This window comes from Flavobacterium pectinovorum (assembly GCF_022802975.1).
GTDB lineage: Bacteria > Bacteroidota > Bacteroidia > Flavobacteriales > Flavobacteriaceae > Flavobacterium > Flavobacterium pectinovorum_B.
Window position 1 is genome coordinate 15,497 of record NZ_JAFEVZ010000008.1, and the last position, 20,692, is coordinate 36,188.

The window sequence follows — 20,692 nt, forward strand, 5'->3', positions numbered from 1 at the left end:
GTCTAACAAATAGATTCAATGAAAAATTATTCCTAATTTGAAATAATCATAATCTGAAGATTTTCTTTCTGCTGATTTTGAGTTTCTGTTAAGAAAAAAATAACAGAACAGTCTCCAATTCTAATGTTATTTTAATGTTGACCATAAAATTTCGACCTAACTTGCGCCCTTTAAACAGAGGGAAAATGTTGAGCAGAATTAAAAATAGTATCTTATGTAAATGCCTTCAGGCGTTGCTAATCGGGTACTTTCTAATCAGCAGTATTAATGTGTCTAATAGCTTTGGGCGTATCATAGCCGATAATGCCGAGACAAATACAGTTAAAGGCATTACCTGTAATTTTCTGAAAAAGATATTAAAATGTGACGGTATTCCCGAAGAACTGGACGATTACGAAACAAAAGAATCGAAAACAGCCAAACTCGCAAAAGGTGTTCCTTCATTAGATTATCTCATACCTTTAAATACTTCATTAACTGTTTTGTACTTTAAAATTAGTGCAAAAAGAAAAAACTATGTTGATAATCAAATATTCTCATTTGTTTTTCATGGTAAAATTCATTTACCGCCTCCTGAATTTATAGCATAAATACTGTTTTTTTTTTGAGGGTTAGAAGAAATTCTAATATCCTTAATACGGTTTTTGCCGTATAATTAGTATCTATATATTAATTTTGTATTTATAATATAAATTCATGACACCATTAAAACGTTTTTACAACTTACTTCACCTTGACAAGCGCGATGTATATCAAATCATTTTTTATGCTGCTTTTGCCGGTTTGGTAAATCTTTCACTGCCTTTAGGAATTCAGGCAATTATTAATTTTATCCAGAGCGGACAGCTAAGTGTTTCCTGGATTGTATTGGTAATTTTGGTTACAATTGGAGTTGGTTTTGGCGGAATTCTGACCATTTTGCAGCTTCGAATAGTAGAAAATCTCCAGCAGCGAATTTTTGTTCGTTCTTCATTTGAATTTGCTTACAGAATGCCTTTAATTAAATTCAAGGAAATGTATTCAGAATATGCCCCTGAAAAAGCCAACCGTTTTTTTGATACTTTAACGGTACAGAAAGGAACGGCAAAACTTTTACTGGATTTTTGTACCGCTTTTTTACAAGTTGGTCTTGGTATTATATTATTGGTTTTGTACCATTCTTTCTTTACGGTAATAGGCCTTTTGTTTATCGTGATTTTGTATATCATTTTTAAATTTTCGTATAAAGACGGATTGGAAACCAGTCTTAACGAATCAAAATTTAAATATAAAGTAGCGGCGTGGCTTCAGGAAATAGCCCGTAATCGTGATAGTTTTCGCAAAAAAGGAGGTTTCGAATATGCATTGGAAAGAAATGACGGATATGTAAGTAAATACGTTAATTATCGTGAAAAGCATTTTCAGGTAATGAAAAAACAATACATTCAGCTCACTATTTTTAAAGTTATTGTTACGGCTGCCTTATTGTCTATTGGTGGTTTTCTGGTAATTCACCATCAAATGAACATCGGGCAGTTTGTAGCAGCTGAAATTGTGATCGTTTTGCTGATTAATTCGGTTGAAAAAATCATTTTCGGACTGGAATCTTTTTATGATGTACTAACTTCATTAGAAAAAATAGGTCAGGTGACAGACATGGAAATTGCATGTGTTCCTGAAACATCGGCTGTAACTGAAACAGGAATCAATATTGAAACAGAAAGTGTGGTTTACAATTATCCGGATCACAACAAAAAATCGCTCAAAAATATTAACCTGAAAATAAATCAGGGCGAAAAGATAATTTTAAGAGGAACAAACGGTGCCGGAAAAAGTACCTTATTGCGTTTGTTGTCAGGTTTGCTGGAACCCGAAAGCGGTGCTATGTATGTGACGGATAATTACATGAACCGTTTAACAGAAGATGCATACAGAGCACAGGCCGGAACTTTTTTACAGGGAGATACGCTTTTTGCCGGAACTATTAGAGAAAATATTCTTTTTGGAAACGAAGCATTGAATAATGATGATTTGAAATGGGCTTTAGACAATGTTGGCCTGACACCGGATATCAAAACATTCCCGAACGGTCTGGAACATCAGGTACATCCTGGAGGCTATGAACTTTCGGCTTCAGATATCCAGAAGATTCTTTTGGCTCGTAGTATAGTTCATAAACCTAATATATTATTTCTTGAAGATCCTGTTGATAAAATGGACGAACTGACTTCTGGTAAAATTGTAGACTTTTTACTTTCTGAAGAAAATGACTGGACGGTAATTGTAACTTCTAAAAACGATATCTGGAAGAACAAATGTGACCGTATGATAACGATCGATGACGGAAAAATTATTAACGACATAAAGCTTTAATCATGCTCAATATATCTAAAGATAATAATGTACTTATAACTCCGGGCAAATACAAATCTATTACCAGCGTTGCCCGCAGACCGCATTACAAGATTTTAAACAGAGTTATAATCGGTTTCTTGATTTTTTGTGTAGCCTGTCTTTTTCTGCCATGGACACAAAATATCTCCGGAAGTGGTTCAGTGACAACCTTAAAACCGGATCAGAGACCACAAACAGTGCATAACGCCATTGCCGGAAGAATCGAAAAATGGTACGTGCAGGAAGGTGATTATGTGAAAAAAGGAGATACCATTGTTTTTATTTCTGAGGTAAAGGAAGACTACCTGGATCCTAATCTTGTTGGAAATACAAAGCAACAGGTCGATGCAAAAAAAATGGCTGTAGAATCATACGGAGACAAAGTAAATTCGCTTGAAGTTCAGGCACAATCGCTTAATACGGAAAGAGAATTAAAATTGCAGCAGGCCCAGAATAAAATTAAACAAGCGCAGCTGAAAATTAAGAGTGACAGTATGGATCTTGAAGCGATAAAAACGCAATTAAGAATCTCCAAAACCCAATTTGACCGTTCTACAGCATTGAATAAGGAAGGGTTAAAACCGCTTACCGATGTGGAGCAAAAAAGACTGAAACTTCAGGAATCTGAAGCCTATATAGTGACGCAGCAAAACAAACTTTTGAGCAGTAAAAATGAACTGATAAATGCAAGAGTTGAAATTAACCGAATTACTGCTGAGTACTCGGAGAAAATTTCGAAATCAAGAAGTGATAAATACACCGCTTTGAGTACGCAATACGATACAGAAGCTCAGGTAAACAAATTGCAGAATCAATATGTAAATTACAGCCTTAGAAACGGTTTGTACTACATTACGGCTCCGCAGAGCGGTTATGTGAACCGTGCTTTACTGGCAGGTCTTGGAGAAACAATTAAAGAAGGAACTCCAATTGTAAGCATTATGCCATCGAGCTATGATATTGCGGTAGAAACCTATGTTGATCCTATTGATCTTCCATTGGTACACCGTGGTGCAAGAGTACGTGTCTGGTTTGACGGATGGCCAAGAATTGTATTTTCGGGCTGGCCGGGATTATCTTACGGAACGTATGGCGGAAAAATCGTAGCAATCGAAAACTTTATCAGTTCCAACGGAAAATACAGGGTGCTTGTTTCACCTGACGGTCCGGATAATAAATGGCCGAAAGAACTGAGTATCGGAGCAGGAGCACAGAGTATCGCCTTACTCGAAACCGTTTCTGTATGGTACGAAATATGGCGTAACCTGAATGGTTTTCCACCAAATTATTATATGTCAGATGAAAAAGAGGCTAAGGATGGTAAAGACAAAAAATAAATTAAAATATGCTGTAACGCTATTTTCTCTTTTATTTTTATTCGGCTTTTCTAATGTATACAGTCAGGATTTTAATAAAGAAGAATTGAGTTACAGCGAGTTTTTGGGATACGTAAAAAAGTATCATCCGCTGGTAAAACAGGCCAATCTTGAGATTAGTACTGCTCAGGCGGCTCTGATGCTTGCTCGTGGAGGTTTTGATCCTAAAATTGAAGTCGATTACAATAAAAAAGAATTTAAAGGAACAGAATATTATTCGCTTTTAAACAGCAGCTTTAAAATTCCCACCTGGTACGGAATCGAAATTAAAGCAGGTTTTGATCAGACAGACGGACAGTATTACAATCCGCAGAATCGTACTCCAGATGCGGGACTGACTTCTTTGGGAATCAATGTTGCCTTAGGTCAGGGAATGTTTATCAACCAGCGAATGGCAGATGTCAGAGAAGGAAAATTGCAGGTAAAATTGAGCGATGCACAGCGAAAACTAAAAGCGATAGAGGTTTTGTATAAAGCCAGCGAAGCGTATTTTGAATGGAGAAAAAGCTACAATGAAGCTGAGCTTTATAAAAAATATTTAGGCTTTGCCAGTACTCGTTTTCAGGGCGTAAAAAAACTGATTGAACTGGGCGATTCGCCTGCAATTGACAGTGTAGAAGCCGGAATCACAGTGCGAAACCGTGAATTAAACGTTGAAAACGGAAACCTGAAATTAGCGAAAGCAAAATTGTATCTTTCGAATTATTTATGGATCGAAAATGTTCCTGTTGAACTGGATGATATCGTTAAACCGGAAGAAAATTTAATTAAAACGCTCGAAGAAACACTGCGGACTGATGCCATGATGGTGAATGTTGAAACTTTGGATTCCCATCCGAAAATTCAGGCTCTGGAAACTAAAATGAATATGCTGGAAATCAGCAGGGAACTGAAAGCGAATTCATTGCTTCCAAAGTTAAATGTGGGGTACAATTATATTTCTGAGCCTTCTTATTTTAATTCTTTTAATGCCGACGATTATAAGTTCAATGTCGATTTCAGTATTCCTATTTTTTTGAGAAAAGAACGCGGAAGCTTAAAACTGGCAAAACTTAAAATTCAGGATTTAAAATATGATATTGATCAGCAGCGAGTGGAACTAAAAAATAAAATCAAAGCACAGCAAACCGAAATTGCTTCTTTAAAAAGGCAAAAAGGTGTTATAGATAATCTGGTAAAAGATTATCTAACAATGCTAAATTCTGAAGAGAAACTCTTTTCGTTTGGAGAAAGTTCTATTTTTCTCCTCAATTCAAGGGAAAATAATCTGGTGAGTGCCAAACTATCACAAATAACTATCGAAAACCAGTTTTACATTTCAAATGCCGAATTGTTCAAAATACTAGCAAATCCTGATTGATATTTTTTTTCTTTTTCAAGCCACTTATTTATTCAGGTAAAATAAGTGGTTTTTTATTTTAGTTCAGCCTTTCAGAAGTTGCTGTTCGAAGACAATGCTCGGTTCCCAGAAAGAGTGGGTTTCCATGTTTTTCAGACCAAAATCCTTCCAGTAAATCTTTGGTGATACATCGGTAAACAGCTACTCCTTTGTATGTTTTTTTGTCTTCTCCTTTATAACTAAAATTGATTACCAGAATATTGTCTTTAAAAAAGCCTGACCCTTTTTGTTCCTGACTATTATTGATAATCCATTTGGCTTTAATCCGGTTGTTTTCGTCAAGAGAAAGTGTCAGTGTGCCTTTATAAGTCATTTCATCTGAATCGTCCTGATTGCTTCCTGAGATGGAATAAGTGCCAATTAGATCCTGTATTATCATTGTTTAGGTGTGGTTTAAAAAAGAGAACAAATATATCAAATAATGAGAGAAGGTTAATAAACAAAAAAGCCGTAATTTTTTTTACGGCTTTTGTTTGGTTTGTAAAAGATTTAAAAGCTGGATGCAAATTGTTTTGCAAAATCTTCCAGTTTAATTTTTCCATCGACACTATAATTATTTGTGATGAAATCATTTGCAATTTTTCCGTTGCGCAAACCTGTACCCATTTCAGTATATAATTTTGCAATTTCTTCAGGTATTCCTGCCTGAGTCATCCCCTGAAGCGATTGTTCGTCAGTAAATTCAATCCACGGCAAGTCAGGTTTAGCAATTGCAATTCCTAAAGTAGTTGCAATCTCATTTGGAGTTCTGACATCGCTTATGATGTAACGAACATTTTTACCAGATGGAGTTTTTATTATTTCTTCTGCCGCAGCCTGAGCAATATCTTCAGGATGAACCAATGGTATTTTTACATCTGATGGGAAATTGCCTCCCATAATACCTGCTCCCTGAATCATTGGGACATCATTATAAAAGTTGGTATAAAAATAACCGGCTCTTAAAAAAGTAATAGATGTATTTAATTCATTATACAATTTTTCGATATGATAAAGTCCTGCGATCGGTCCGTTTCCGGTGGGCAAATCAGCCCCAGTACTGCTTAACATGACAACACGTTTAATCTTTGTTTCTGATATCGCTTTTGCGAACGCACGACCGGCTTCAGTTGTGTTTGCAATGATATTTTGACCTCCTAAATTAGGTGGTGTCATTGCAAAAAGAGCATCGGCACCTTTTAATGTTTCAGTCAAAAATACAGCGTCACTTACAGAGCCAATGGCAGCTTTTGCGCCCAAATTTTCGATTGTTGTTTTTTTGTCTGAATCACTGCTGATTACCGTTACGTCGTGTCCTGAAGCAATAAGACTCGTTGCCAGAGGTTTTCCAATGTTTCCTAAAGAACCTGAAATTATAATTTTCATACTATATTTTTTTATTTGTTGAGACAAAGGTATCTTTGTACTTACTTTTATACAAGTACTTACCCTAAAGTATGTATTATGACAGCGATTAAAGAATCATCGACTATTCAGGAAAATAAGCAGTATGCTTTAGAAAAATGCCCGGTTACATTTGTAATGGAAAAAATTGGCGGTTACTGGAAACCTATAATTTTGTATCAATTATCGACTGGGCATAAGCGTTACAGCGAATTGAAAAGAGCCATTCCGGCCGTGACAGAGAAAATGCTGATTCAGCATTTAAAGCAATTAGAGGCTGATGGTCTTGTGATAAGAGAAGCAAAACCGGTTGTACCGCCTTTTGTAACTTACAGGCTCAGTAAAGCCGGAGAAGGGCTGATACCTGTTATTGAGGCCGTGGCTTCCTGGGCTTTTAAGATGAAAGACGGGGTTTTTGATGTAGAATCTTTGGAATAAAGAGTAATACAAAATTTCTCTTTAAGGAGAGGCATTTTGTAGGATAATATCTGTTTTTGTGAGATTATAATTGGTATCGAATTAAATTTATAATCAATTTTGCTTATGTGATTTATTTTAGGATCAACATTCCTTTTTAAATAATATTTATATTTCCTTCTATTTTTGTTATTCAATTTCTATGTATTCAGATTTTCCTTTTTCGTTTCCATTTGTTAGCCATTCCCAATCTAAACTCAATTTCATTTTTCCATTATCTGTTAAAGAAATTTTGGCTATTGCTTTTCCAGCTTTCAATATATTATCTGTCGTTAAACATTGATATAGCATGTTTAATTCATCTCCATTTAAGTCAGCAATAATTTTTCCGTATTTTATTGTTCCGCCAAAGTAGTCAGCAGTTACAAGATTACGATCTTGTTTATATTCAAAAACAGTTTCCGAGTTTACTTGTCCACTTTCCGAGTTTTGAATTAGTGCAAATTTCTTGTTGTTAAAATTGTAATTATTCATTTTTGTCTTTTTTTATGCAGTTTTAATTTTCGAAATATATCGGATAATTAAATGATTATAAGATTTAATTTCGTTATTCCGGTTTTGTGAAAATAATCAAATTTATTTCTTTTTTGTGTCTTTGATTAAACTTTTAAAGAATAGATGTGAACCGTTATTTTATTAGTTTTTTGTTGTGATTTTTAAAAATATTGATAGTTTTATTGTGTAATTATATCTTTCATTTAAACCAAATAAAACCTGAATACTTTTTTTATAAAGTTAATTTAATTTGTAAGTTTTTATTTGTTTTTTTATTAGAAAAGATTCTGGTAGAATTTTTAGCTGCAGAAGCGTTTGTGGAAGAATTACAATATTTTAAAAAATAAGTTCCAGGTTTCAGGTTTTAAATGAACCTGAAACCTGAAACAAAAATCAACTAAAAAACATGTTTACAAAAAAGCTTTTATTACCTGTTTTACTCTTTTCGTCAGTCACAACTTTCAGCCAGATTTCGTTTGGAGATTCTAAAAAAATTAACGACAACTGGAAATTCAATCTTCAGGATGTTTCAGAGGCAAAAAATACAACTTTTGATGACAGTAAATGGCAAAAAATAAATGTGCCACATGACTGGAGTGTAAAAGGACAGTTGAGTCCAACACTGGCAAGCTGTACAGGATACTTGCCTGGAGGAATTGCCTGGTACCGAAAATCAATCAATATTCCGCAGAGCAAATCTGGCGAAAAAGTGTATTTATATTTTGAAGGCGTTTATAACCGAAGCGAAGTTTTTATCAATGGGCATTCTTTAGGCAAACGCCCAAATGGTTATATTTCTTTTGCTTATGATGCAACTCAGTTTGTAAAATATGGAGGAGAAAACACCATTTCAGTTCGTGTAGATCACAGTCAGAGTGCCGATTCAAGATGGTACACCGGTTCTGGGATTTATAGAAATGTCTGGGTTGTGTATGCAAATCCGGTTCATATTGCACAATGGGGGGTGTACGCTTATCCTGAAGTAAAAAAAGGAACAGGAACATTAAATGTTGAAGTAGATGTAGAAAATGGTTCGTCAACAAAAAGCGTTCTTACCGTAATAAACGAATTGTTTTCAAAAGACGGAAAATCAGTGGCAAAAGCTTCTTCTAAAGTTGATGTTGCGTCTAAACAAAACGGAAAGATTTCGACTAAATTAAATGTCAAAAAACCACAATTGTGGGACTTAGACAATCCGAATTTGTATCAGCTTAAAACAACAGTTTTAAAGGACGGAAAACAAATTGATGAAACAGTTACCAAAACAGGTTTCAGGGATTTTACTTTTGATCCCAATAATGGTTTTGCCCTTAACGGAAAATGGATGAAAATGAAAGGCGTTTGTCTTCACCACGATGCAGGAGTGTTAGGGTCTGCAGTGCCTCGTGAAGTTTGGCAAACCCGATTAAAAACATTGAAAGAAATTGGTGTAAATGCAATTCGTACGAGTCATAATCCTCAGGCACCTGATTTTTATGAACTTTGCGACGAATTAGGATTACTGGTTTTGAACGAAGCGTATGATGAATGGGAATTTCCAAAGCGTAAATGGATGACAGGATGGAATGTAGGTACTCCTGAATTTCAGGGGACATCTGATATTTTTGCAGATTATGCAGAAAAAGATCTTGAAGATTTTGTGCGACGTGACAGAAACCACCTTTCGGTTTTTGCATGGAGTATTGGTAATGAGGTAGATTATCCAAACGATCCGTATTCTCATCCGGTTCTGGATAAAGGTAAAGGAGGTTTTGGACAGGCCAATTATGGAGGTTTTAAAAAGGACGCACCAGATGCCATGCGTTTGGGAGCAATTGCAAAGCGTTTGGTAGCAGCCGTTAAAAAATACGATAAATCACGCCCAACAACAGCAGGATTGGCAGGTGTAGCGATGTCTAACGAAACCGAATATCCGGGAGCTTTGGATATAGCAGGCTATAATTATACCGAAAGTAAATACCAATCGGATCATGAAAAATATCCAAACAGAGTGATTTACGGCAGTGAAAATGGTCACGATAGAGAACCCTGGCTGGCGGTAAAAAATAACAAACATATTTTTGGACAGTTTTTATGGACAGGAATTGATTATTTAGGCGAATCAGGAAGATGGCCATCAAGAGGATTTTACTCTGGTTTGGTCGATTTTGCCGGAGTAATCAAGCCAAGAGGATATTTCCGTCAGGCATTATGGTCTGATAAACCAATGGCTTACATTGGAACTTATCCTTTAAAAAATGAAAAAGATATTTCGAAAGATGCCTGGGCAATCTGGAACTACGAATCAGGACAAAAAATCCGTGTGGTTTGTTATACCAATGCTGCAAAAGCTCGTTTGGAATTAAACGGAAAAGTTGTAGGCGAGACTAAGTTATACGACGAAAAAACCGGAATTATATATTGGGATATTCCTTTTGCTTCAGGAAAATTAGAAGTAATTGGTTTAAGTAATAATGATAAAGAAGTGAGTAGTTATGCAATTACGTCTACTCAACAACCTGTAGAATTAACTATTACTGAAAAAGATATCACAATTAGCAAAGACAAAGGTGTTGCCAAAATAATGATTCAGGTAAAAGATCAAAACGGATTGCCGGTAATGCTTTCAGATAATGAAGTAATCTGCACAATCAGCGGTCCGGGAGTTTTATTAGGTCTTGAAGCGGGAAACAATAGTGATATGACGGATTATACTGATAACGTTCAGAGAGTGTATCACGGTAATCTTGTGGCATATATTCAGGCAACCGGAGAAACACAGCCTATAAAAGTTACTTTTACAAGCCAATGGCTAAAACCGGTAGAGGTTACTGTGAATGTAAAATAGAGCAGTTCTTTTTTCTGAAATTATATAATTAACCTGTTTGTTTTTTTATTAAGCAAGCAGGTTAATTGTTGTTATGTCTAAAAGTTTATTATATTTGAAGTGTGATATTGACACTTGTTTTTAATGAATATGAAAATAATAGGCATAAATATTTTAGTATTAGGGATTTTTTTAACATCATTTTTTTTAAATGCTCAAAAATCAGTTTTTAAGAAAGATGAATTCAAGCAATGGGCACAAACTCCTCCTATGGGCTGGAACAGCTGGGATTGCTACGGTCCTACAGTAGAAGAACATGAAGTAAAAGCTAATGCCGATTATATGGCAAAAGAACTGAAAAAATATGGTTGGGAGTATGTAGTGGTTGATATCAGATGGTTTGTAGAAAATGATAAAGCAGGAGGTTACAACCAAAAAGACCCACGTTACGTAATCGATCAATACGGACGATATTTGCCGGCTGTAAACCGTTTTCCATCTGCAAAAGACGGTCAGGGATTCAAGCCTTTGGCAGATTATATTCATAAAATAGGATTGAAATTCGGAATTCACATTATGCGTGGAATCCCGAAAAAAGCAGTTGAAGATAAATTACCAATTAAAGGCGCAAACGGTGCTACAGCCAATCAGATTTATACTACAGCCTTGCAGTGCGAATGGTTAAAAGATAATTATACAATTCTGGCAGATAAACCGGGAGCTCAGGAATATTACGATTCTATTTTTGAATTGTACGCACAATGGGGTGTAGACTTCATTAAAATTGACGATTTGTCAAGACCGTATCATGAAGGCGAAATCAATTTAATCAGAAATGCAATCGACAAATGCGGACGTAAAATCGTATTGAGTACTTCGCCTGGAGAAACACCAATATCAGCAGCTCCGCACGTAACAACACATGCCAATATGTGGCGTATGGTCGATGATGTTTGGGACACCTGGCCGCACATTACACACCTTATGGATGTTGCTCAAAATTGGTATCCGCATATTACTCCGGGCACATGGCCGGATTGTGATATGATTCCGCTTGGCCGCATTTCAGTAAGGGGAGAAAGAGGAAAAGACCGAATGACACGTTTAACAAAAGACGAACAATATTCCTTAATCACTTTTTTCAATATTTTCAAATCGCCTTTATTCTTTGGTGGAGATTTGCCTAGTAATGATGCTTTTACTTTATCATTATTAACAAATAAAGAAGTGGTAAAAATGCACAATGAAAGCACAAATGTAAAACAGCTTTTTCATAAAGACGGAAAAATTGCCGTGACTTCAAAAAATCCAAAAGACGGAAGTGTATATCTGGCATTGTTTAATATTTCGGATACTGATTCTCAAAAAGTTTCCGTAAATCTTTCGGATCTTGGTATTGCCTGTTTTGCTGATGGTATAAATATGTGGACAGGCGAAAAAGGGAATGTTTCTTCCAAAGAAGTTTCCGTAACATTAAAACCTCACAGTTCAGTTCTTTATAAACTAAAAAGCAAAAAATAATGCAGCAATTTTTGAAATATCCTTTTTTTGCTTTGGTCTTGTTTTTTGTATTATCGGGTTTTATTTTGAAACCAACAATAGAAAAACCTGAGAAAGTATATCTTTTTGCTTATTCAACAGTAAAAAATAATGGTAAAAACGGACTCCATTTTGCATGGAGTTCCGACCACAAAAACTGGTTTGCCATTGGACCTGAACATTCTTTTTTAAAATCAGATTATGGAAGTTGGGGACCTACAGGAAAAACTATGTCCGAAGCTTTTTTGTTTAAGGATGATGCCAGTGTTTTTCATTGTTTTTGGAGTGTAAAAGACGATGTTTTGGCTCACGCTTCAAGTAAAGACCTAATCAACTGGAAAAGTCAGCGTTATGTTCAAGCCATGAAGAATCTGAGAAAAAAAACGGATGAAAAACCGGTGATTCAAAGTATAACAGTAAGTGAAAAAGGCAGTCAGTACAATATCCATTGGGTTGTAAATAATACAGGATATTACAATACGACCAAAGATTTTGAAAATTATACTGAGGCAAAAACAGATACAGGCACATCCTCTAAACTCATTGAAGTTACAATACAGGGCGACATTCAAAAAGGTACAATTACCGAAGTTAACTGGAGTTTAGTAGAAATACTGACCAAAACAATGGAATCTGTAAAGTTTAAAGACAAGCAAAACAATACATCTCCAAAAAGTGACAGTTTATTATTTACGGGTTTAAAACCTGTTACGGCTCAAATTAGTATTAATAGCCAGCAGTCCAAAAAAATTAGTAACATGCTTACCGGTGTTTTTTTTGAGGATATTAATTATGCAGCAGATGGCGGTTTGTATGGAGAATTAATTCAGAATCGTGATTTCGAATATGCCGTAAGCGATAAAAAAGGCAGGGACGAAAAATGGAATGCGACGATGGCATGGAGCGGTGATTTTAAAATTGCAAAAGAAAACCCAATTCATTCTAATAATCCTAATTATGCAGTAATTACAAAAGAGACCATCAGCAACACAGGATTTGATGGAATTGCCCTGAAAGCTAATGAAAAGTATGATTTTAGTGTATTTGCGAAAGGAGAAAAATGTATTGTAAAACTAAAAGGAGCTAACGGAGAAACTTTGGCGGAAGCCGTATTAAAACCAACCGCTTCGTGGAAAAAATTAAGTGCAGTTTTAAAACCTTCGAAAACCGTAACCGATGCACATTTAGAAATCAGTACAACTGGAGAAACAGCTGTTGATATGATTTCGCTTTTTCCTCAAAAAACGTTTAAAAACCGTAAAAATGGTCTTCGTGCTGATCTTGCAGAAGCCATTGCAGACATGCATCCTAAGTTTGTACGTTTTCCGGGTGGCTGCGTAGCACATGGTGACGGACTACACAATATTTACAAATGGAAAAATACCATTGGCCCATTAGAAAACCGAATTTCTTCACGAAATATCTGGAATTATCACCAGTCGATGGGATTGGGCTATTTTGAATATTTTCAGTTTTGCGAAGATCTGGGAGCAGAAGCTGTTCCGGTTTTAGCAGCCGGTGTTCCTTGCCAGAATTCCTCTGATGGAGGTGCCGGACAGCAATTCGGAATCCCGATGCAGGAAATGGACGAATATGTTCAGGATGTGTTGGATTTGATTGAATATGCAAACGGAAGTGCAACTAGTGCCTGGGGTAAAAAACGTGCCGAAGCAGGACATCCAAAACCTTTTAATTTAAAATATATCGGAATCGGAAATGAAGATCTTATTAGTGATGTTTTCGAAGAGCGTTACAGAATGATCGTAAAAGCCGTGCAGAAAAAATATCCTGAAATCATTGTAATTGGTACTGTTGGTCCGTTCAATGAAGGAACCGATTATAACGAAGGCTGGAGAATAGCCAATGATCTGAAACTGCCAATTGTAGACGAACATTATTACCAAAGTCCGGGCTGGTTCATCAATAACCAGCATTTTTATGACAGTTACGACCGTTCAAAATCAAAAGTATATTTAGGAGAATATGCTTCACGTGGGAATAAATTTTATAATGCTTTGTCCGAAGCGCTGTATCTTACAGGTGTAGAACGCAATGGAGATGTGGTTGCCATGGCATCTTACGCACCATTATTAGCCCGTGAAAAGCACACACAGTGGAATCCCGATTTGATTTATTTTACAGGAAGCGAAGTAAAACCAACAGTAAATTATTTTGTACAAAAACTATACGGACAAAATCCGGGAGATGTTTATTTGCAAAGCACAGTAAAACTTTCAGATGCTAATAATGAAGTCAGTAAACGAATTGGTGTGTCTGCAGTTCAGGATAATGCCTCTGAAGATTTGATTATAAAATTGGTGAATTTGCTTCCTGTTGCGGTAACTCCGTCAATAGATTTGGTGAATTTTTCAACTGCTGAAAATACCGCTTACATTTTAATGTCAGGCAATCCGGAAAAAACAACCGCCAGACCAGTGACTCAGAAATTATCTGCCAAAGAAGCATTTTCAAAAGAATTGCCTCCATATTCTTTCGCAGTTATACGTGTTAAGATGAGTTCGAAAACACTTTTAAATGAAACTTTTTAAAATTTTGATTTACCATTAGAATGTAAAAACAGCACAATAAAATCAATTGATGATGAAGAAAATATTTTCTAAAAATGTTACAAAAGCCATCTACAATACGAATTTGATTATCGGCAGATAGGGCATCTTCTTAACTAGAAAAATGCATTTGTTGATGGGAAACCCATGATATGTTGCATTCTTGAAAATACGAAAAATCCTGTTTTTAAAACAATACTTTTCTATATTTGTTAGAAACAAAACAGCAGTTTTTTTTACAGACTGGCGTTATGTGACATAGTGCCAAAATTAGGAAAGCAGAAAACAATTTATGATATCAAAATCAATATTATTAATCATTATTACACTTTCATTTAACAGTAATTCGCAAACGATAAAAACAATCAATAAAATAGAATCATCTTATCAAAACTGTTTAGACAAAGGAGATAATATGAAAGGTTGTTCAGTTGAGTATTACTTGCAATCTGACAGTTTACTTAATGTTGTATATAAGAAATTAAAACTGAAACTAAACTCTGAAGAAAAATCAAAATTAAAAAAGGAACAATTGGAATGGTTAAAAAAACGTGACAAATATTTCCAAAAAGTCTATTCAGAAACTAAAAAAAGTGATTTTATAGAAGGAAGTGATGATTTTGACATGATTGTACTAGACAAGAAGGCAGAATTTGTTTTTGAAAGAGTTAAAGAGTTTATTAATAGCTTATAAAATACGTCACATAACAGTTATAATTGGCTTAATAGAAATTTGGTTTTGTATTTGGAAAATTAGTGTGTAACCGAAAAATCCCGCATCTTTAATTCCCGGCCAAGCGCCAGAATTTTATGCCATAATTATACAAAATCGAGATATATAACATTTTGGAGGTCAAACTCAAATGTAAAAATTTCAATCTTGTTAAGCTATTTACTGTAGTATTATATCTTTAATTTAGCAATAGTATTCTTATTACCGTAGTAATCGTGAATAAAAGGAGGAAAAGAACTCAAAATACTTACTTTATTTCCAGGAACAATATATCTCTCTAACTGATTAGTAAAAATTTCTAATTGAGAAATTAAAGTTTTAGGCAACTCATATGAGTTATTGCATATATAATTCATTTTTCTTAAATGTACTATGATTAAATTATTCCAAATATTAAAATCATACTTCGTAAAATCAATTAATTCTTTAATTGCCTCTTCCGAAACAACTTTTTTATATTTAATATTTTGTTTACATTCTATAGTTGAATCTTTAAAACTATCACAATCTGAAATATGTTTTAGAGCTTCAACCATTGGATAACTTATGTAAAGCTTGCCTTTTTCGGTTTCCTCATTGAAAAAATCTAAAAGTTCTTTTAATTTTTCATCATCAGCAATTATTGAATGTCCATCATAATCAAAAAACAAATATATTTCAGCGAAATCGTTTCTAGTATATTCTGCTAATATAGCTTCGTTTTCAGAACTACGTTCTTTAAGTAAATTAAAGGTGTCTAAATCTTCATCGTCTTTAATCTGCTTGAAAATTTGATATATTTCGCCACCATAAATGCAGTGTACATTTAAATTTTCATTAATGAAAAATTTATTCAGATTTTCAATAATCTGAACCTCAGTACTAGATCCTTCAAAAACAAATAAAATATTATTCGACATAGAAAGATCCAGCTTTATACATTTTCTCAATATTGTGAGCTTCTCTTAATTCTTTTGCTGTACTTTTAGAAAGAGAACGGATATTATGTTTACTCATTAAAAAATAGCAATCAGGTCTCAATAAATCGTTTGTGATAACAGAAGTGTTATGAGTTGTTAATATAAATTGAACTCCAGTTTCTTTAAGTTTTTCAATAATTAAAGCAGATAATGAATGATGATAAAAAGCATCAAACTCATCAATAAACACAAATGATACTTTAGAAGACTCTTTAATGTTTTGATACCAAAAATAAAATAAAGCCAATGCAGTTGTTCCTGTAGATGCTACTTCTGGAAATGGAATTTTTTTACCATCGAAATCAAAAGCAATTGTTTTTTTATCTATTTCGTCTACAATTGAAAGATTACATTCAATTCCTGCATTATTTAAAAATAATTCAAAATCTTGTACATTATTTTTTTTAACAATATCTTCAAATATAGGTTTACTGCCAATATCTAATCCAATATATGTTCGATCTAATAATGATCTAAAATATAGCATTTGCTCAACAAATGTAAACAATGACAAAAAAGTATTGTTTATATCATTATGTTCTAAGTCTGAATTATTTTTAATGAATTTTAAAATTGATAATTGATCATTATCAATTTCTGTTTTTAAAGTTTCAGTACCTTTTAAGTTAATTTTGGCTGAATTTTCAGAAATTCTATCAAATAAAATTCTCTCAACGTCATCTATTATTAGTTTCTCATAAATAATTGTCTTGTAATCAGATTTTTTATATTCATAAATTACAATTTTAGAATTTATATAGAATTCATAATAAAAAGAGGCGTATTCGGATTTACAATAAGCATTTAAATAGTTTTTATACGATATTTCATTGCGTTGTTTATCCGTAAGATGTTCAATAATATCAAAAATAGCTAATGCAAGATTTGATTTACCAACACCATTATGTCCATAAACTAGAGCATTATTAATAATTCCATTTTTAACGGAATCTTTATTAAACTCATATCCCTTAACTGCCGTTAAATCAAGTTCAAAGTCTTTTTCAAAACTTTTGAAATTTGAAACTTTAAATTTTCTAAGCATTTTGAATTTATTTTTTTCAAAGGTAAAGAAAAAAGCGTCCGTAAAAAAAATACGGCAACGATTTAAACCTTTTTTGTTAGTTTTACAGCTAATCGTAAATAGTCATTTCATAACACACGCTTCAAACAATTTGGGCAATTGCCTTAATAGGAAAATTGATTTGTATTTGGCACGATTTGCTTCGCCTGTTCGCTAAAGGCTCGGGTGGCAAATCAGAAGAATGGCTTAATTTATTCACAAACTGCTTGTAGTGCGGGAACTTCAGGCTGTGAAGAACCTCTTAAAATTGAGAAAGTATTCGTGCTGCCAAAGAAAAATTTCAAATATGAGATTCTTAAGAGGCTGATTTTAGTTTTTTCACAGACTGACGTTGGTAACAAGCGCATACCAAATCAAAACTTTAAAATATGAAGACTTTTAAAACATTTCTGGTTGTGTTATATCTCATTTCGATGCTATATTTATCAAATAATTTGTAACCAATCCCAAATCCCAAATTACCACCACTATCAAAATCTCGGGTAAACACGCCTGAACGGTCCGCCACTGATTTTTTTTTATAAATCTAAAATAATATTAGAATTTATAATAAAAAAACTGTAGCATATTTTGATTTGCTACTGTTTTTTTATTGGTATAATTTTTTTAAACTAATTCTTTTTTCAAAAATTTAGCTGTATAGCTTTTTTTGTTTTGAGCTACTTCTTCAGGAGTTCCTTTAGCAATTAATTGTCCACCGCCTTTTCCGCCTTCCGGGCCAATGTCTATGATGTAATCGGCTAACTTAATAACATCCATGTTATGTTCGATAACCAGAATTGTATTTCCTTTATCAACGAGTTTATTAATCACATCCATTAAAACACGAATATCTTCAAAATGCAAACCGGTTGTAGGTTCATCCAGAATATAAAACGTATTTCCGGTGTCTTTTTTAGACAATTCTCCTGCCAATTTGATACGTTGTGCTTCACCACCGGAAAGTGTTGTACTTTGCTGACCGAGCGTAATGTATCCTAAACCAACATCCTGAATCGTTTTTACTTTTCTGTAAATCTTCGGGATATTTTCAAAAAACGGAACTGCTTCATCAACTGTCATGTTTAATACATCCGAAATAGATTTTCCTTTATAGCGAATTTCTAATGTTTCTCTGTTAAAACGTTTTCCCTGGCAGGTTTCGCATTCAACATAAACATCCGGAAGAAAATTCATTTCAATTGTTCTGACACCCGAACCTTCACAGGTTTCACAGCGGCCGCCTTTTACGTTAAAACTAAAACGTCCAGCTTTGTAACCACGAATCATACTTTCTGAAGTCATGGTAAACAGATTTCGAATTTCAGTAAAAACCTCCGTATAAGTTGCCGGATTCGAACGAGGCGTTCTTCCAATCGGACTTTGATCAATATCAATAACTTTATCAATATGTTCAAGACCTTCAATCTTTTTATAAGGTTGTGGTTTTTTTACGCCATTAAAATAATACGCATTTAGAATAGGGTAGAGCGTCTCGTTAATCAAAGTTGATTTTCCGCTTCCTGAAACTCCTGTTACACAAGTTAATTGGCCTAACGGAATTTCGATTGAAACATTTTTAAGGTTATTTCCTGTTGCTCCGGTTAGTTTTAAGAACTTTCCGTTTCCTTTTCGACGTTCTTTGGGTATCTCCAGTTTCATTTTACCATTCAGATATTGAGCGGTAATGGTGTTTGATTTTAAAGTTTCTGCCGGAGTTCCAATACTGATGATTTCTCCGCCGTATTTACCCGCTTTAGGTCCAATATCAATAACATAATCTGCTGTTTCAATCATGTCTTTGTCGTGTTCTACTACAATAACTGAGTTTCCAATGTCACGTAATTGTTCCAGCGATTTAATCAGTTTTTCGTTATCTCTTTGGTGTAAACCAATACTGGGCTCGTCCAGAATATACAAAACGCCAACCAATTGTGAACCAATTTGGGTTGCCAGACGAATACGTTGTGCTTCACCACCCGAAAGTGATTTTGAACTTCGGCTTAAAGCCAGATAATTCAACCCAACATTCATTAAAAAGTTCAAACGGTCTTTAATTTCTTTGACAACTTCTGATGCAATTAAAAGCTGTTTGTCTGTTAAATGATTATTTAAATCCTGAAACCAAGCAGTTAAATCAGAAATATCCATATCACACAATTCGGTGATATTTTTTTCATTTACCCTAAAAAACTGAGCTTCTTTTTTAAGACGGGAACCTTCACAGACCGGACAATTAATTTCGTCCATGAAATCTTTTGCCCAACGTTTTAAAGTTGTCGAAGAACTTTCGTCGTATTGATTTTTGATGAAATTTGAAATTCCCTCAAAATCAATTTTATAATCTCTTGTAACGCCAAGATCTTTTGAACTTACGGTAAATTTATCTTTTCCACCATGCAAAATCATTGTCATGGCTTCTTCCGGAATTTTCTCAATTGGATCAGTAAGCTTAAATCCGAATTTTTCTCCAATGGTTTCCAATTGTTTAAAAATCCAGGAAGATTTGTATTCGCCAAGCGGCGCAAAACCACCCGCTTTTATAGATAATTTCGGATTCGGAATGATCTTTTTTATATTGATTTCGTGAACTGTTCCCAAGCCGTTACAATGCGGACAAGCACCTTTTGGAGAGTTGAAAGAAAATAAATTCGGTTCCGGATTTTGATAAGAAATTCCGGTTGTAGGGCACATCAAATTTCTACTGAAATATCGTACTTCATTAGTATCCTGATCTAAAATCATTAATACATTTTCGCCATGATGCATAGCTGTATTAATACTTTCTGACAATCTTTTTTGAGTATCAGGATTACCTTCAATTAACATTCTGTCTACTACAATCTCGATATCATGAGTTTTATAACGATCCAGTTTCATTCCCGAAACCAAATCCTGAACTTCACCATTTACTCGAACTTTCAAAAATCCCTGTTTGGTAATTTGTTGAAAAAGTTCAGCATAATGTCCTTTTCTGGCTTTAATTACCGGAGCTAATATATTGATGCGCTTTTCATTATAATCCTGAATAATCAAATCCTTAATTTGCTCATCAGAGTAGGAAACCATTTTTTCGCCTGTGTTGTAACTGTATGCGTCAGCGCCTCGAGCGTATAAAAGTCTTAAGAAATCATATATTTCAGTAATGGTTCCAACAGTCGAGCGCGGACTTTTACTGGTTGTTTTTTGTTCAATTGCAATAACAGGTGAAAGTCCGTCAATTTTATCAACATCCGGACGCTCTAAACCACCCAAAAACTGTCTCGCATAAGCCGAAAAAGTTTCAACATAACGACGCTGCCCTTCGGCATAAATCGTATCAAAAGCCAAAGAAGATTTTCCCGAGCCTGAAAGTCCTGTAATCACTACAAGTTTTTCTCTCGGAATAGAAATATCGATATTTTTTAGATTATGAACTCTTGCACCAAGAACTTCAATAGTATTGTCTTTATCTAACATAATTTTGAGCAAAACGCAAAGTTACCACTTTGATTTGTTCTTTTAGTGCTACGGTGCAGAAGT

At 34.4% G+C, this 20,692-nt stretch carries 15 protein-coding genes; 9 read left to right on the forward strand and 6 right to left on the reverse strand.

Annotation, left to right across the window (positions count from 1 at the left end; genetic code table 11):
* The first annotated feature begins 185 nt into the window (after positions 1-185).
* The 4 genes from FLV_RS12590 to FLV_RS12605 all read left to right on the forward strand — a co-directional run bounded on the left by FLV_RS12590 (position 186) and on the right by FLV_RS12605 (position 5,109).
* Positions 186-590 (forward strand): hypothetical protein, encoded by a 405-nt coding sequence (locus tag FLV_RS12590; RefSeq protein ID WP_243234248.1) that lies wholly within the window; start codon positions 186-188, stop codon positions 588-590.
* Between the two features lie 106 nt (positions 591-696).
* Complete coding sequence (locus FLV_RS12595; RefSeq protein ID WP_243234250.1) at positions 697-2,352, forward strand: peptidase domain-containing ABC transporter; 1,656 nt, start codon at positions 697-699, stop codon at positions 2,350-2,352.
* 2 nt (positions 2,353-2,354) lie between these two features.
* On the forward strand, positions 2,355-3,710 hold the full coding sequence (locus tag FLV_RS12600; protein WP_243234251.1) for an HlyD family secretion protein: 1,356 nt from the start codon (positions 2,355-2,357) through the stop codon (positions 3,708-3,710).
* Positions 3,691-5,109: a TolC family protein gene (locus FLV_RS12605; RefSeq protein ID WP_243234252.1), complete on the forward strand. Its 1,419-nt coding sequence runs from the start codon at positions 3,691-3,693 to the stop codon at positions 5,107-5,109. The genes FLV_RS12600 and FLV_RS12605 overlap by 20 nt, the downstream gene beginning before the upstream one ends.
* A gap of 58 nt (positions 5,110-5,167) precedes the next feature.
* Here the strand turns inward: FLV_RS12605 and FLV_RS12610 are convergent, their stop codons facing one another.
* Both FLV_RS12610 and FLV_RS12615 read right to left on the reverse strand, forming a co-directional pair.
* Positions 5,168-5,527 carry a hypothetical protein gene (locus FLV_RS12610; protein ID WP_243234254.1) on the reverse strand — a complete coding sequence of 120 codons (360 nt, stop codon included), beginning with the start codon at positions 5,525-5,527 and terminating at the stop codon, positions 5,168-5,170.
* Positions 5,528-5,637: 110 nt separating this feature from the next.
* Positions 5,638-6,513 (reverse strand): NAD(P)H-binding protein, encoded by an 876-nt coding sequence (locus FLV_RS12615; RefSeq protein ID WP_243234255.1) that lies wholly within the window; start codon positions 6,511-6,513, stop codon positions 5,638-5,640.
* A gap of 78 nt (positions 6,514-6,591) precedes the next feature.
* Between FLV_RS12615 and FLV_RS12620 the strand changes: the two genes are divergently transcribed.
* Positions 6,592-6,969 (forward strand): winged helix-turn-helix transcriptional regulator, encoded by a 378-nt coding sequence (locus FLV_RS12620; protein WP_243234256.1) that lies wholly within the window; start codon positions 6,592-6,594, stop codon positions 6,967-6,969.
* 168 nt (positions 6,970-7,137) lie between these two features.
* Here FLV_RS12620 and FLV_RS12625 read toward each other — a convergent pair whose 3' ends face one another.
* Positions 7,138-7,482, reverse strand: coding sequence for a hypothetical protein (locus tag FLV_RS12625; protein ID WP_243234257.1), 345 nt, complete (start codon positions 7,480-7,482; stop codon positions 7,138-7,140).
* 427 nt (positions 7,483-7,909) lie between these two features.
* On the opposite strand from FLV_RS12625, the gene FLV_RS12630 reads away from it, so the two are divergent.
* The 4 genes from FLV_RS12630 (at position 7,910) to FLV_RS12645 (ending at position 15,109) form a co-directional block, all read left to right on the forward strand.
* A complete protein-coding gene (locus FLV_RS12630) occupies positions 7,910-10,330 on the forward strand; it encodes a sugar-binding domain-containing protein (protein ID WP_243234259.1) in 2,421 nt (806 codons plus the stop codon).
* Positions 10,331-10,459: 129 nt separating this feature from the next.
* Positions 10,460-11,830 carry a glycoside hydrolase family 27 protein gene (locus tag FLV_RS12635; protein WP_243234260.1) on the forward strand — a complete coding sequence of 457 codons (1,371 nt, stop codon included), beginning with the start codon at positions 10,460-10,462 and terminating at the stop codon, positions 11,828-11,830.
* Positions 11,830-14,397, forward strand: coding sequence for an alpha-L-arabinofuranosidase C-terminal domain-containing protein (locus FLV_RS12640; RefSeq protein ID WP_243234261.1), 2,568 nt, complete (start codon positions 11,830-11,832; stop codon positions 14,395-14,397). Before FLV_RS12635 ends, FLV_RS12640 begins: the two co-directional genes overlap by 1 nt.
* Before the next feature lie 310 nt (positions 14,398-14,707).
* Positions 14,708-15,109 (forward strand): lysozyme inhibitor LprI family protein, encoded by a 402-nt coding sequence (locus FLV_RS12645; protein ID WP_243234262.1) that lies wholly within the window; start codon positions 14,708-14,710, stop codon positions 15,107-15,109.
* A gap of 209 nt (positions 15,110-15,318) precedes the next feature.
* Here the strand turns inward: FLV_RS12645 and FLV_RS12650 are convergent, their stop codons facing one another.
* The 3 genes from FLV_RS12650 to uvrA form a co-directional block, all read right to left on the reverse strand.
* Entirely contained in the window at positions 15,319-16,047 is a 729-nt protein-coding gene (locus FLV_RS12650) for a hypothetical protein (protein WP_243234263.1), read from the reverse strand.
* The gene (locus FLV_RS12655; protein WP_243234264.1) at positions 16,037-17,152 is read right to left on the reverse strand and encodes an AAA family ATPase; all 1,116 of its coding nucleotides are present in this window, start codon (positions 17,150-17,152) and stop codon (positions 16,037-16,039) included. Before FLV_RS12655 ends, FLV_RS12650 begins: the two co-directional genes overlap by 11 nt.
* A 645-nt stretch (positions 17,153-17,797) precedes the next feature.
* On the reverse strand, positions 17,798-20,629 hold the full coding sequence (gene uvrA, locus FLV_RS12660; RefSeq protein WP_243234271.1) for an excinuclease ABC subunit UvrA: 2,832 nt from the start codon (positions 20,627-20,629) through the stop codon (positions 17,798-17,800).
* Positions 20,630-20,692 lie beyond the last annotated feature (63 nt).

What these genes read in the sequence shown, in the direction of transcription:
- FLV_RS12590 (WP_243234248.1), top strand. Translation starts at nt 186, where the DNA reads ATGTTGAGCAGAATTAAAAATAGTATCTTATGTAAATGCCTTCAGGCG.
- FLV_RS12595 (WP_243234250.1), top strand. Translation starts at nt 697, where the DNA reads ATGACACCATTAAAACGTTTTTACAACTTACTTCACCTTGACAAGCGC.
- FLV_RS12600 (WP_243234251.1), top strand. Translation starts at nt 2,355, where the DNA reads ATGCTCAATATATCTAAAGATAATAATGTACTTATAACTCCGGGCAAA.
- FLV_RS12605 (WP_243234252.1), top strand. Translation starts at nt 3,691, where the DNA reads ATGGTAAAGACAAAAAATAAATTAAAATATGCTGTAACGCTATTTTCT.
- FLV_RS12610 (WP_243234254.1), bottom strand. Translation starts at nt 5,527, where the DNA reads ATGATAATACAGGATCTAATTGGCACTTATTCCATCTCAGGAAGCAAT.
- FLV_RS12615 (WP_243234255.1), bottom strand. Translation starts at nt 6,513, where the DNA reads ATGAAAATTATAATTTCAGGTTCTTTAGGAAACATTGGAAAACCTCTG.
- FLV_RS12620 (WP_243234256.1), top strand. Translation starts at nt 6,592, where the DNA reads ATGACAGCGATTAAAGAATCATCGACTATTCAGGAAAATAAGCAGTAT.
- FLV_RS12625 (WP_243234257.1), bottom strand. Translation starts at nt 7,482, where the DNA reads ATGAATAATTACAATTTTAACAACAAGAAATTTGCACTAATTCAAAAC.
- FLV_RS12630 (WP_243234259.1), top strand. Translation starts at nt 7,910, where the DNA reads ATGTTTACAAAAAAGCTTTTATTACCTGTTTTACTCTTTTCGTCAGTC.
- FLV_RS12635 (WP_243234260.1), top strand. Translation starts at nt 10,460, where the DNA reads ATGAAAATAATAGGCATAAATATTTTAGTATTAGGGATTTTTTTAACA.
- FLV_RS12640 (WP_243234261.1), top strand. Translation starts at nt 11,830, where the DNA reads ATGCAGCAATTTTTGAAATATCCTTTTTTTGCTTTGGTCTTGTTTTTT.
- FLV_RS12645 (WP_243234262.1), top strand. Translation starts at nt 14,708, where the DNA reads ATGATATCAAAATCAATATTATTAATCATTATTACACTTTCATTTAAC.
- FLV_RS12650 (WP_243234263.1), bottom strand. Translation starts at nt 16,047, where the DNA reads ATGTCGAATAATATTTTATTTGTTTTTGAAGGATCTAGTACTGAGGTT.
- FLV_RS12655 (WP_243234264.1), bottom strand. Translation starts at nt 17,152, where the DNA reads ATGCTTAGAAAATTTAAAGTTTCAAATTTCAAAAGTTTTGAAAAAGAC.
- uvrA (WP_243234271.1), bottom strand. Translation starts at nt 20,629, where the DNA reads ATGTTAGATAAAGACAATACTATTGAAGTTCTTGGTGCAAGAGTTCAT.